The organism is Micromonospora sp. NPDC049645 (assembly GCF_040675155.1).
Classification (GTDB): Bacteria; Actinomycetota; Actinomycetes; order Mycobacteriales; family Micromonosporaceae; genus Micromonospora.
The window spans coordinates 49,820-62,449 of record NZ_JBFAOI010000017.1; the positions used below are offsets into that span (position 1 = coordinate 49,820).

Genomic DNA, 12,630 nt, shown 5'->3' on the forward strand with positions numbered 1-12,630 from the left:
CAGGGCCACAGGGCCACAGGGCCACAGGGCCACAGGGCCACAGGGCCACAGGGCCACAGGGCCACAGGGCCACAGGGCCACAGGGCCACAGGGCCACAGGGCCAAGATCAACACGAGGTCATTGAAACTGTGGCATCACACCACCAGGACACCCCGACTTCACGAAACCCGAGTCGATCACCGCGATCCCGCGCGCCAAGGAAGACCGACCGAGCCCAGACGATCGAACCCAGAGCGCCAGACCGCGAGATCAACACGAGGTCAATGAAACCGGGGCATCACACCCACCAGGACACGCCGACATCACGAAATCCGAGTCGATCACCGCGATCAGGCCCGCTGGAGACGTCGGCCGGGACACCGAGGACGCCCGGCAGGACACCGAAGACGCCGGGCGGAACACCGAAGGCGCCGGGCAGGACACCGAAGACGCCGGGCAGGACACCGAAGGCGCCGGGTGTCACCGAAGACGCGTGACGTCGGCGGGGCGCGGCGGTGGTCGTCGCGGCGGGGCGAACGCCGATGGGCGCCCGACCTGTCGGTCGGGCGCCCATCGAAGGTGTCGCGTTGGTACGGGTTGCTGCGTTGGTGTTAGCGGGTTACCCGGCGGCGGCCACCCACACCGGCCACCAGCGCGACCGCGATCGCGGCCACCACGACCTGCACCAGCAGCTCGCCCCAGTCGACACCGCTCGTCTCGGTCGCGATGCCGATGGCCCGCGCCAGCACGGTGCCCAGCAGGGCCGCGCCGATACCGATCAGCATGTGAAGCCAGATCGGCATGTTCTGCCGGCCCGGGACGACCAGACGGCCGAGCGCGCCGACGATGAGACCAACAACGATCGCAGTGATGATGCCCCACACGGTGAACTCCACGGTCGCCCTCCTTCAAAAGAATGTCTGACACACGATGTGTGTGCTTCCTGTCGTGACCGCTAAGTGCCCGACCCACCGAAAGCCCAAACCGACTCACCTCGAAGGACAACGTCACGCATCAATGCTGTGGCGGTGCGTCGGTTGGCCCCGGGAGGGTGTCCACACAGGTGGGAGCCCATCTCGTCGACCCGTCCACGGCACGACAGCGGCGGAAATTTTTCCGCATCTGGCGGTCCCAACGCCCGTCGCACAGCGCCGAGCCGACACCGGAACAGCCGACACGCCGGTGCACCCATGGCAACCCCACGCGCAAGGAAGCCGGGGCACCCACGACAACCGACCCACGCCAGGAGACCGGGCACCCACGGCAATCAGACAACGCCCGGAGACCAGCCCCGCCCGGCAATCAAACAACGCCCGGAGACCAGCCCCGCCCGGCAATCAAACAACGCCCGGAGACCAGCCCCGCCCGGCAATCAGACAACGCCGGGAGACCAGGCCACCCCACGGCGACCGATTACGCGAACGCGCCCGGGTGCGTGCGGCACCCGGGCGCGTGAACGCGTCGCGGTCTACTTCTTTCCGGCGGCCTTGCTGTCACCGGAGTCGGAGGAGAGGGCGGCGATGAAGGCTTCCTGCGGCACCTCGACCCGGCCGACCATCTTCATCCGCTTCTTGCCTTCCTTCTGCTTCTCCAGCAGCTTGCGCTTACGGCTGATGTCACCGCCGTAGCACTTGGCGAGAACGTCCTTGCGGATCGCCCGGATGGTTTCCCGGGCGATGACCCGGCTGCCGATGGCTGCCTGGATGGGCACCTCGAACTGCTGGCGCGGGATCAGGGTGCGCAGCTTGGCGGCGATGGTGACGCCGTAGTTGTACGCCTTGTCCTTGTGCACGATGGCGCTGAACGCGTCCACCGGCTCACCGTGCAGCAGGATGTCCACCTTCACCAGGTCGGACGCCTGCTCGCCGGAGGGCTCGTAGTCCAGTGAGGCGTAGCCCTTGGTACGGCTCTTCAGCTGGTCGAAGAAGTCGTAGATGATCTCCGCGAGGGGCAGCGTGTAGCGCAGCTCCACCCGGTCGGCGGAGAGGTAGTCCATGCCGAGCAGGGTGCCGCGTCGGCCCTGGCAGAGCTCCATGACCGCACCGACGTAGTCGTTGGGCGTCAGCACGGTGGCCCGGACGACCGGCTCGTACACCTCGGCGATCTTGCCGGTGGGGTACTCGCTCGGGTTGGTCACGACGATCTCCGCGCCGTCGTCCGTGATCGCCCGGTAGACGACGTTGGGCGCGGTGGAGATCAGGTCGAGGTTGTACTCGCGCTCCAGCCGCTCCCGGATGATCTCCAGGTGGAGCAGGCCGAGGAAGCCGCAGCGGAAGCCGAAGCCGAGCGCGCCGGAGGTCTCCGGCTCGTAGTCGAGGGCGGCGTCGTTGAGCTTGAGCTTGTCCAGCGCCTCGCGCAGGTTCGGGTAGTCGGACCCGTCGATGGGGTACAGGCCGGAGTAGACCATCGGCTTCGGGTCCTTGTAGCCACCCAACGGCTCGGCCGCCGGCCGGCTGTTGATGGTGACCGTGTCACCGACCCGGGACTGCCGGACGTCCTTCACACCGGTGATCAGGTAGCCGACCTCGCCGACGCCGAGCGCCTCGGCCTTGACCATCTCGGGCGAGATGACGCCGATCTCCAGCAGCTCGTGCACCGCACCGGTGGACATCATCTTGATCCGGTCGCGGGCGCTGATCCGGCCGTCGATGACCCGGACGTACGTGACCACGCCACGGTAGACGTCGTACACCGAATCGAAGATCATCGCCCGGGCGGGCGCGTCGGCGTCGCCGACCGGTGGAATGAACTGCCGGACGATCTCGTCGAGCAGGTGCGGGACGCCCTCGCCGGTCTTGCCGGAGACCCGGATGCAGTCGGCGGGGTCGCCGCCGATGAGGTGGGCCAACTCCTCGGCGTACTTCTCCGGCTGCGCCGCCGGCAGGTCGATCTTGTTGAGCACCGGGATGATGCGCAGGTCGTTCTCGAGAGCCAGGTACAGGTTGGCCAGGGTCTGCGCCTCGATGCCCTGCGCGGCGTCGACGAGCAGCACGGCGCCCTCGCAGGCGGCCAGCGACCGGGACACCTCGTAGGTGAAGTCCACGTGCCCCGGGGTGTCGATCATGTTGAGCACGGCGTGCTCACCGGCCCGGTCACCCTCGCGGATGGTCCACGGCATGCGGACGGCCTGGCTCTTGATGGTGATGCCGCGCTCGCGCTCGATGTCCATCCGGTCCAGGTACTGCGCGCGCATCTGCCGCGGGTCGACCACGCCGGTGAGCTGCAACATCCGGTCGGCCAGGGTCGACTTCCCGTGGTCGATGTGGGCGATGATGCCGAAGTTCCGGATGCGACCGGGGTCGGTGGCACCAGGGGCGTTCGCGCCGGGATCGAGCTTCGGTGGCACAGCGGTCCGTTCTGGTCGGCTGACGTGAACAGGCCGGCGCGCCGCCGACCCCCTCTATGTTCCCACGCCGCCGGGGTACGCCCGCTGCGCGGGCGATGGATCGGCCCGAGGACCCCTCACTCCATCGGCGGCTCGACGAAGAGGGCGGCCAGCCGGGGCAGCCGCCGGCGCGCCTCGTCCTCGTCGTCGAAGTCCCAGAAGTCGTTGAGGTCCGGCGTGCGCACCGGGTCGCGGTCCGCCGGCAACTCGGTCGCGGTGGCCTTGCGGTACGCGTCCCAGGGCACCGAGAGCATCTGCTCGGCGGAGAACTCCTCACCGCTGAGCGAGGCCGCCCGCACCTGCGGCAATTCGGCCAGCGAGTCCGGTTCGGCGACCGCACGGGCGAAGACGGCACGACCCTGGGTCATCAGCCAGCCCCGGAAGTGTTCGAAGCCGTCCGCCGAGGCGCCCCCGTTGATCAGGTAAGCCGCACCCCACAGGTCCGCCTTGTGCGAGGCGGCCAGGACCCGTGTCTGGTGTCGCGCGTACCCGATGATGTCCTCCGGGTCGCGCGCGGCGAGCAGCGCGACCGCCCGCGCGGCGACCGGGCCGGGCTCACCGCCGCCACCGGCGCGCGCGTCGTCGATCAGCTGCCAGAAGTCCTCGGTCCTCATGGCTTGGCAGTCTGGCAGTGTCGCCCTGCGTCGCGCACGTACCCCGGGGCAGCATGGTGGGATGTCCGCTCCCCTGCTGCCGCCGGTGCCGTACCACGCGAGCGCCCTGCGCCCGTCGTGGCCGGAGTTGCCGGCGGAGTTGCGCGCCGCGATCGCGCAACGGCTCGGCGCGCCGGTGGTCACCGCCCGGGTCGCGGGCGCGGGCTTCACCCGGGGGTTCGCCGCCGTGCTCGGCACGGCCGACGGTGGTCGGGCCTTCGTCAAGGCGGCACCCGCCGCCGAGCAACCGCATCTGGTCGACTGGTACGCCCGGGAGGCCGCGATCCTCGACCGGCTGCCGGTGGACCTGCCGGCGCCCCGCCCCCGGTGGACCCTCGCCGCGGCCGGCTGGTTCGTGCTGTGCACCGACGCCGTCGACGGGCACACCCCGGGCCTGCCCTGGGTTCCCGCCGAGTTGGACGCCACCCTCGCCGGGTACGCGCGGGTCGCCGACGCCCTGGCCGACCCGCCGACCGAACTGACCGCGCTCGGCCTGCCGCACCTGGCCGACCTGGCCCGCTCGGACATCCTCTGGTGGGAGGAGGTCGCCGCCGGCCGGGAGCCGCCCCCACCGCTTCCCACGTCGGCACGGGGCCGGCTGCCCGAGCTGGTCGAGCTGGAGTCGCTCCTGCCCCGGTACGCCGCCGGAGCGACCGGCCTGATCCACGGCGACCTGCGGGTCGACAACGTGCTAATCGGCATGGACGGCCGAGCCTGGTTCTGCGACTGGACCTGGGTCTGCGTCGGGCCGGCCTGGTTCGACCTGGCCGGCCTGCTGCTCACCGCGTACGCCAGCGGGCTGGACGCCGACCGGCTCTTCGCCGCGCACGCGGCCGCCGTCGGCGCGCCCCCGGACGCGCTGGACGCGACCCTGGCCGCATTGGCCGGCTACTACCTCACCGGCGCCGCCGCGGCACCGCCGACGGCCTCGCCGCACCAGCCCGCCCACCAGCGATGGAGTGGCGAGCAGGCACTCGACTGGCTGGCCCGCCGCCAGGGCTGGCGCTGACCGCCCGCCAAGGCCGTCGCGGAGGTCCCGTGGCCCGGGTACCCCGACGGCCCGGATGGCCCGACGGCCCGGATGGCCCGACGGCCCGGATGGCCCGACGGCCCGGATGGCCCGACGGCCCGGAGGCCCGACGGCCCGGAGGCCCGACGGCCCGGAGGCCCGACGGCCCGGAGGCCCGACGGCCCGGAGGCCCGACGGCCCGGAGGCCCGGGGGGCCCGACGGCCCGGGGGGCCCGGGGGGCCCGACGGCCCGGAGGCCCGGGGGGCCCGACGGCCCGGAGGCCCGGGGGGCCCGACGGCCCGGGGGGCCCGGGGGGCCCGACGGCCCGGGGGGCCCGACGGCCCGACGGCCCGGGGGGTCCGGGGGCCCGACGGCCCGGGGGGTCCGGGGGCCCGACGGCCCTTGATCGACTCCGGTTTCTTGAAGTCGGGCTATCAGACGCGGCCAGATGCCCCGATTTTCAGGAGGCCGAGTGGATCAAGCGTCGAGCGTCCAGGTGAGCCCACGACCGGGGAGGATCCCCTTTCGGCCGAGCCGTTTTGGCTCGTCCCGGGCGACCTGGTAACCTGGCTCTTCGCGCAGCGATGACGCATGTTCGTCATCCCGCGCAATAAGCTGACCAACCCGAGCTATCAAGACGAGGCTGTCGCGTGGCGAACATCAAGTCCCAGATCAAGCGCAACCGGCAGAACGAGAAGGCCCGGCTGCGCAACAAGTCGGTCAAGTCGTCGCTGAAGACCGCCGTCCGGAAGTTCCACGAGGCTGCCGAGGCCGGTGACGTCGAGAAGGCCACCGCGCTCATGCTGGACGCCTCGCGCAAGCTGGACAAGGCCGTCAGCAAGGGCGTGATCCACTCCAACCAGGCCGCGAACCGCAAGTCCGCGATCGCAAAGCGCGTGGTGTCGCTCTCCGCCTGACGACTTCACCGTCAGACTGATTCGGAAAGCCCCGGGCCTCGGCCCGGGGCTTCCGTGTGTCCGGAGCCGGCCGCGACGGCGTCACCGTCACCCACACCGGGCCCGTCTCCTCGGGCCGGCCCGCGTGCTTCCGTGTGTGTCCAGAGCCGGCCGCGTCTCCTCGGGCCGCCCCGCGTGCCTTCGACGGCGTCGGCGCTCATTCCCCCTGGTCGGCGCGCCGGGGAGGCGGCACCGGGTCGGCGGTGATCACCACGCCGGGAACGCTGTGCGAGACCCACTCCACCCGGGCTCGGCCGACCACCGGTTCCATCTGCCGGCGAAACCGGTCCCGTTCCTGCTCGGGCACGAGCGCGGCGGAGCGGACCACCACCGCGGCCACCATGTCGTTGAGCTTGACCATCGCCGCCACCACGACCGGCAGCACCAGCACCGCCCACCAGCTGACCAGCTCGGCCAGGGCGAGCAGCACCGCCAGGGCGATGGCGCCCTCGAAGAAGAGGAAGCACAACACGCCGCCGGGGTTGACGAACCGCAGGCCGAGGAGTCGGGCGTAGAGCGGCCGGTAACGCTCCTCGTCCACCGGGATGGTGGCCCACGCTGGGCGGTTCGCCCCCGTCACCTGGTGCTGCCCTGCCGGGCCGCCGCGACCGAGAACACCGCGCGCTCCAGGGCGTACGCCCGGTCGTCGGAGCCGCCCTTGACGGCCGCGTTGCACTCGGCGGCGACCTGCATCGCTCGGACCAGGCCCTCCGGTGTCCAACCCCGCCCCTGCCGCTGCGCCCGCTCGACCTTCCACGGCGGCATGCCGAGGCTGCTGGCGAGCTGGTACGGGTTGCCCCGCCCAGCCGATGCCACCCGGGCCACCGTGCGCACCCCGTCGGCCAGGGCATCGGCGATGGGCACCGGGTCGACCCCGACGTGCAGGGCCCAGCGCAGCGCCTCAAGCGCGGCGGGCACGTCGCCGACCATGGTGGCGTCCGCCACCGTGAAGCCGGTCACCTCGACCCGGCCCCGGTAGTAACGAGACACCGTCTCGGCGCTGATCCGCCCGTCGGTGTCGGCGATCAGTTGGGAGCAGGCCGCGGCAAGCTCGCGCAGGTCGTTGCCGACCGCCGCGATGAGCGCCTCGGCGGCGTCGTCGGTGCACTTTCCACCGGCCCGGCGGATCTCGTCCCGGACGAACGCCACCCGGTCGCGGTGCCCCTTGAGCTTCGCGGCCGGGACCACCGTCGCACCGGCCGCCCGCAACCCGTCGGCGAACGCCTTGCCCTTGGCGGCGCCCAGGTGCAGCACCAGCAGTTGGACGTCCGGGTCGGGATTCTTCGCGTACGCCAACAGCGCGGCGACCAGGTCCTTACGGGCGTCCTGGCCGGAGCGCAGGATCAGCAGCCGCCGCCCGCCGAAGAGCGAGGGGCTGAGCATCTCGGCGATCTCGCCGACGGTGAGCGCACCGGCCTGGTACTCGCGGACGTCCACCTCGGGGTCGACGCTGCGGACCTTCGCGACAGCTTCGGTGACCGCGCGCGTGGCGAGCAGTTCCTCGTCACCGAGGACGAGCAGAATGGGGGCGAGGCTGGCGGGGGTCACGCCGCCCATATTCGCACGGCCTACGGCGGGATCGTGCCTGCTCATTCCCTGCTTGGTCGGCGTAGCCCGCACTCAGCGCAAATCCAGACATCACCCTCAATTCCCCATTTAACCCGCAAGTCGACCCGCCGGCACACCTCGCCGGGCCACCGCCAGACCGCCGCTCGTTCGGATCGCGGCCACATCGCCGTCCGTATCGGTGCGCAGCACCCGGGTGCCGCCCCTGCTCAGTCGGGCGAGCAACCCCGGACTCGGATGCCCGTAGGTGTTGCCCGTGCCCACCGGCACCAGCGCCACCGCCGGCCGTACCGCGTCGAGGAAGCCGGGGTCCTGATACGCCGAGCCGTGGTGGGCGACCTTCAACACGTCCGCCCGTAACTGGCCGGGCGCCGCCCGCGCCACCATCGCGTGCTGCTCCTCGGTCTCCGCGTCGCCGGGCAGCAGGATCCGGACTCCGGCCACCGTGGCGCGCAGCACCAGCGAGTTGTTGTTCGGGTCGGACCTGGTCCCGGCCAGCGGGTACGGCGGGCCGAGCACCAGCAGCTCCACCCGGCCGATCGGATGACGCGCACCGGCGACGGTGGTCAGCAGCGCGGCCCGCCCGCCGGTGGCCGCCGCCCGGACCAGGTCCCGGCCGCCTTCCGGGTCCGTCGTCGAGGGCGTGAGCACGGCACCCACCCGCCGCCCCCGGAACACCCCGGCCACCCCACCCACGTGGTCGGCATGAAAGTGGCTGATCACCAGCAGCGGCACCTCGCGTACGCCGAGCCGGCGCAGGCAGCCGTCCACCGCACCCGGTTCCGGCCCGGCGTCGACCACCACCGCCCGGCCCGGGGTGACCGGGAGCACCACGGCGTCGCCCTGGCCCACCGCGCAGGCCACCACCACCCAGCCGGGTGGCGGCCAACCGGCAGCTACCAGCCGAACCGGCAGGGCGCCCAGCACGGCGGCGACGCCACCCACCGCCACCAGCCGGCGTACGAGGGGTCGGCGCACCGCGATCAGCAGCGCCACGGTCAGCCCGGTCAGCAGCAGCGCGCCAGGCACCCCGCCCGGCCACGGCAGGGTGCCGCCCGGCAGTCGGGCGCCCTGCCGGGCGATCACCACCAGCCACCAGGCCGGCCAGCTCGCCAGCCATGCGGCGAACTCGGCACCGGTCGGCCAGATCGGCGACATCATGGCCGCCAGTACGCCCAGTACGGTCGCCGGCGCGATGGCCGGCACCGCCAGCAGGTTGGCCGGCACCGCCACCAGGCTCACCGTGCCGGAGATCCCGGCGACGACCGGGCCGCAGGCAAGTTGGGCGGCTGCCGGCACGGCCAGCGCCTCGGCCAGCCCCGGCGGTACGCCCCGCCGCCGCAGCCCGTCCCGCCAGCGCGGCGCGAGCAGCAGCAGGCCGCCGGTGGCCAGCACGGAGAGCGCGAACCCGGGATCGCCGGCCAGCTCGGGGTCGACCAGCACCAGCACGGTGACGGCCGCGGCCAACGCGGGCAGTGCCGCCCGAGGACGCCCGGCAGCGAGCGCGGCGAGCCCGATCGCCCCCATCGTGGCGGCCCGCACGACGCTCGGCGACGGGCGGACCAGGACGACGAACCCGACCAGCGCCACCCCACACAGCCCGGCGGCGAGCCACGGGCCGGCGCGCGCCCACCGGGCCAGCAACAACACGGCGCCCACCACGATCGCCACGTTGGAGCCGGAGACCGCGTTGAGATGGGTCATCCCGGTGGCCCGGAAGTCCTCCTCGACGGCGGGTGGCAGGCGGCTGGTGTCGCCCACCACCAGACCGGGCAGCAGCCCACCGGGGTCGTCGGGCAGCGGCGCGCAGGCCCGTTGCAGGCCGGTACGCAGCGTCCCGGCGGCGCGCTGCCCCCAGGACGGCGCGCCGTCCCGCTCCGGTGGGCTGTTGGTGCTGAGCACCGCCGCGGTGAGGTCACCACCACGCGGAACGCCGAGCCGGCCGTCGGCGGTGAGGCGCTGCCCGGGCAGCAGACCCCGCCAGGCCGGGTCGGTGGCCAGCACGAGCAGCCGCACCGACGCGTGGATCCGTCGACCATCCGGGCCGGTGAGCCGGACCAGCTCGGTCGACACCAGCAGCATGCCCGGCCGCCCGGCGCTGCGGATCGGGCGTGGATCGTCCCGGACGACCAGGTCGGCGGTGACCGGGGCGCGCTGCTCGGCCAGGGCACGGATCGTCGGCGTGTCACGGACGGCGAGTCGGGCGGCGGTGGCCGCACCACCGCAGACCACACCGAGGCCGACCGCAACGGCCACCCACCCATAACGCCGCACCACGGCTCGGGGACGGCCGAGGCGGCCGAGCAGATGCACCGCGCCCACCACCGTCGACACGGCTGCGGTGCCGGTCACCAGCAGGGCGGCGCGGCTGCCGAGGTGCAGGCCGGCGAGCGCGGTGAGCCAGGTCGCCACGGCGAGCCCGGCCAGCCGCAGATCCGGCGGCGCGGCCTGAGCCTGCCCGGCTGGCGACGCGGCCTGAGCCTGCCCGGCCGGCGGCCCGGATCGAGCCTGGCCAGCCTGCGGTGCGTCAGCGGAGACGGCGACGGCGCTCACACCGTCACCAGATCCTTGAGCTGCTCGTAGCGGGCATCGCCGATCCCGTCGACCTGACGCAGGTCGCCAACGGACTTGAACCCGCCGTGCTGGTCCCGGTGGGTGAGGATCCGTTGGGCGAGCACCGGACCCACTCCAGGCAGCGTGTCGAGCTGCGCCAGGGTGGCGGTGTTGAGGTTCAGTGGCCCGGCAGCGGGTGCCGCGCCGCCCGCCGCCGGCCCGGCCGCACCGCCGGGCACCGGCGGTGGCGTCACCCCGACCACGATCAGCTCGCCGTCGGTGACCTTGCGGGCGGGGTTGAGCAGTGCCACGTCGACCCCGGGCAGCGCGCCGCCGGCCGCCTGCACCGCGTCGGCGAGCCGGGACCCGGCCGGCAGGCGTACCAACCCGGGTTTGCGGACCTTGCCCGCGACCGCCACCACCAGCTCGCCGGAGCCGGAGCCGGACCCGCTGGGGTCGGCGACGGGCACGGCCGATGCGGTCTCGCCGACCAGCGGGGCGACCGGCTCCGAGCGCGGCCGGGATCGCCAGGCCCAACCAGCCGCGATCAACACCACCACCACGGCGACCACCGCCAACGCCCGCACACCGCGCCGCCCGGGGTCGAACGCCCCCGGGCCGGGCAACCGCGACCCGGGCGGGATCGCCGGGCCCCCCGACGCCGGCTCCGCGACCGGCGCGACGGGCGGGGCGGACAGCGCATCCGCAGGCGGCGCGCCGACCAGGGACGACGGGGGTACGCCCACGAGCGGCGCCTGCGGCCGGGGCAGCGGTGCGACAGCCGGTTCCGTCAGCCGGCGCAGGCGCTGGCGTACCTCTGTCTCCTCGTCATGCGACACAGCGCGACGCTATGGCGGCGGCCGGGACGGTGGAGGATGACGACGCGGTCCTGTGGACAACGCTCGCCACTGTGGACAACGCCCTGATCATGCCCGGATCTGCTACGCCGTCGCGCACGAAGGGTCACGGCCCTGCCGTGGGGGCGCGCCTCACCAGGTGGGCTGCGGGTCGGCGGCATCGGACCGGCCGGCCGGTCGCCACCCTCGAGGGTTGTCGTCGTCGCGCCGGGGCCGGCCGGCCAACATACAGAGCACGGCGAGCACGACGTAGACGACCGGCAGGAGGATCGGGTTGCCCTGGCCGGTGGAGACCTCCTCCGGCGAGCGCGGGTCGACCAGACCCCCGGGATCCCGCACCACGACGACGCGTTGGCCCACCGAGCCTTCCGGGTTGTTCGACGCGCCGATGCTGCTCCCCGGCCACATCCCCAGTTCACCGGGGATGCGTTGGTCGTACTGGTCGGCGAGGGTGTAGTAGAGGTGACGGCCCCTCCCACCGCCGTCCCGCACGTCGATCACGGTCGCCACCACCCGCTCGCCGCGATGCGTGAGCACTGTCGACCAGAGCGTCCCGGTGGCCACGAACATGAGCAGGGAACTGAGCAGCCAGGCCATCGACAGCGTGATCATCCGGGGTGGCGGAGAGACCACCAGCCCGGCCACCAGCAGGGCGCCGCACCACACCACGGTGCCCTGCACAGCCACCTTGTCGGCGCGGACCCAGGTTGTTGCCGCCAGGGCACCGATCGCGCCGGTGACGGTGAACACCAGCAGATACCACGCGCCGAGTCGGTTGACGAATCGACGACGAGCACGGGGCCTCATGGGCAGCAGAGTAGGTCCGCCGGGCAATGACGTGGCGTCGATGATCTCCGCTGAAGCCCGGGAGACCGTTCGCCGGCCGTGTGCAAGATCAGCGAGCTTCGGGGTCGAGGCCGAGCACGGCGCGTCCGCCGTCCACCGGCAACGTCACCCCGTTGACGAAGCTCGCGGCGGGCGACAGCAGGTACGCGACCGCCTCGGCCACCTCCTCGACCTGCCCAATGCGGCCCACCGGGTGTAGCCGGGTCAGCTCGGCGTCGATCCACTGGGCCTGGCTGGGCTCCTGAGTGGCCAGGAACTCCGCGTGCCGCTCGGTGGCGATCGAACCGAGCGCGACCGCGTTGGCCCGGATGCCGTGCCGCCCGTACTCGACGGCCAGCGCCCGGGTCAGTCCCTCCACGGCGGCCTTCGCCGTCGCGTACGGCAGGGCGCCGGACACCGGCCGGCGGGCCTGGTGCGACGAGACGTTGACGATCGCGCCGCCGGCGGCGCGGGCCAGGAAGCGGCGTACGGCGACCGCGGCGCCCACCACGGCGGGGCGCAGGTTCAGCCCGATCAGGTCCAACACGGTGTCGGCCGACGCGGAGTGCAGCGCCGCGTCGCGGAACACCGCCGCGTTGTTCACCCATCCACTGAGCGGCGCGGCCTGCTCTGCCAGGTCGGCGGCACGCTCGGCCACCTGCTCGTCGGCGGCGTCACCGACCACCCCGACGAGCCGGTCGGCGGCCGGGTGGCCGGCCAACCAGTCGAGCGCGTCCGCGTCGCGCTCCAGCACACAGACCGTCATACCGGTCGCCACCAGACGTTCCACCACGGCCCGGCCGACGCCGCGCCCACCTCCGGTCACCACGCACGAACTGGGCACC

General features: G+C 73.1%; 12 protein-coding genes. 2 read left to right on the forward strand and 10 right to left on the reverse strand.

The window, feature by feature from the left end:
• Window positions 1-278 precede the first annotated feature (278 nt).
• The 4 genes from AB0J33_RS27560 to AB0J33_RS27575 form a co-directional block, all read right to left on the reverse strand.
• Window positions 279-464 carry a hypothetical protein gene (locus AB0J33_RS27560; RefSeq protein WP_363617396.1) on the reverse strand — a complete coding sequence of 62 codons (186 nt, stop codon included), beginning with the start codon at window positions 462-464 and terminating at the stop codon, window positions 279-281.
• Window positions 465-591: 127 nt separating this feature from the next.
• Window positions 592-876 carry a GlsB/YeaQ/YmgE family stress response membrane protein gene (locus AB0J33_RS27565; protein ID WP_030336503.1) on the reverse strand — a complete coding sequence of 95 codons (285 nt, stop codon included), beginning with the start codon at window positions 874-876 and terminating at the stop codon, window positions 592-594.
• 572 nt (window positions 877-1,448) lie between these two features.
• Complete coding sequence (gene lepA, locus AB0J33_RS27570) at window positions 1,449-3,326, reverse strand: translation elongation factor 4 (RefSeq protein ID WP_363617398.1); 1,878 nt, start codon at window positions 3,324-3,326, stop codon at window positions 1,449-1,451.
• Between the two features lie 116 nt (window positions 3,327-3,442).
• The gene (locus AB0J33_RS27575; RefSeq protein WP_363617400.1) at window positions 3,443-3,979 is read right to left on the reverse strand and encodes a DUF4240 domain-containing protein; all 537 of its coding nucleotides are present in this window, start codon (window positions 3,977-3,979) and stop codon (window positions 3,443-3,445) included.
• 61 nt (window positions 3,980-4,040) lie between these two features.
• Between AB0J33_RS27575 and AB0J33_RS27580 the strand changes: the two genes are divergently transcribed.
• Together AB0J33_RS27580 and rpsT are read left to right on the forward strand one after the other, a co-directional pair.
• Complete coding sequence (locus AB0J33_RS27580) at window positions 4,041-5,027, forward strand: phosphotransferase (protein ID WP_363617402.1); 987 nt, start codon at window positions 4,041-4,043, stop codon at window positions 5,025-5,027.
• 651 nt (window positions 5,028-5,678) lie between these two features.
• Complete coding sequence (gene rpsT, locus AB0J33_RS27585; protein ID WP_030491765.1) at window positions 5,679-5,945, forward strand: 30S ribosomal protein S20; 267 nt, start codon at window positions 5,679-5,681, stop codon at window positions 5,943-5,945.
• A gap of 196 nt (window positions 5,946-6,141) precedes the next feature.
• On the opposite strand, the gene AB0J33_RS27590 is transcribed toward rpsT, so the two are convergent.
• The 6 genes from AB0J33_RS27590 to AB0J33_RS27615 form a co-directional block, all read right to left on the reverse strand.
• The gene (locus AB0J33_RS27590) at window positions 6,142-6,564 is read right to left on the reverse strand and encodes a hypothetical protein (RefSeq protein WP_363617404.1); all 423 of its coding nucleotides are present in this window, start codon (window positions 6,562-6,564) and stop codon (window positions 6,142-6,144) included.
• Window positions 6,561-7,541 (reverse strand): DNA polymerase III subunit delta, encoded by a 981-nt coding sequence (gene holA, locus AB0J33_RS27595; protein WP_363617406.1) that lies wholly within the window; start codon window positions 7,539-7,541, stop codon window positions 6,561-6,563. Before holA ends, AB0J33_RS27590 begins: the two co-directional genes overlap by 4 nt.
• A gap of 99 nt (window positions 7,542-7,640) precedes the next feature.
• A complete protein-coding gene (locus AB0J33_RS27600; RefSeq protein WP_363617487.1) occupies window positions 7,641-9,983 on the reverse strand; it encodes a ComEC/Rec2 family competence protein in 2,343 nt (780 codons plus the stop codon).
• A gap of 116 nt (window positions 9,984-10,099) precedes the next feature.
• Complete coding sequence (locus AB0J33_RS27605; protein WP_363617408.1) at window positions 10,100-10,942, reverse strand: helix-hairpin-helix domain-containing protein; 843 nt, start codon at window positions 10,940-10,942, stop codon at window positions 10,100-10,102.
• 150 nt (window positions 10,943-11,092) lie between these two features.
• On the reverse strand, window positions 11,093-11,767 hold the full coding sequence (locus AB0J33_RS27610; protein ID WP_363617410.1) for a hypothetical protein: 675 nt from the start codon (window positions 11,765-11,767) through the stop codon (window positions 11,093-11,095).
• A gap of 88 nt (window positions 11,768-11,855) precedes the next feature.
• Window positions 11,856-12,629, reverse strand: coding sequence for an SDR family oxidoreductase (locus AB0J33_RS27615; protein ID WP_363617412.1), 774 nt, complete (start codon window positions 12,627-12,629; stop codon window positions 11,856-11,858).
• Window position 12,630 lies beyond the last annotated feature (1 nt).

Excerpts from the sequence above, each read along its gene's own strand:
- AB0J33_RS27575 (WP_363617400.1), bottom strand. The coding sequence starts at position 3,979 with ATGAGGACCGAGGACTTCTGGCAGCTGATCGACGACGCGCGCGCCGGT.
- AB0J33_RS27580 (WP_363617402.1), top strand. The coding sequence starts at position 4,041 with ATGTCCGCTCCCCTGCTGCCGCCGGTGCCGTACCACGCGAGCGCCCTG.
- holA (WP_363617406.1), bottom strand. The coding sequence starts at position 7,541 with ATGGGCGGCGTGACCCCCGCCAGCCTCGCCCCCATTCTGCTCGTCCTC.
- AB0J33_RS27610 (WP_363617410.1), bottom strand. The coding sequence starts at position 11,767 with ATGAGGCCCCGTGCTCGTCGTCGATTCGTCAACCGACTCGGCGCGTGG.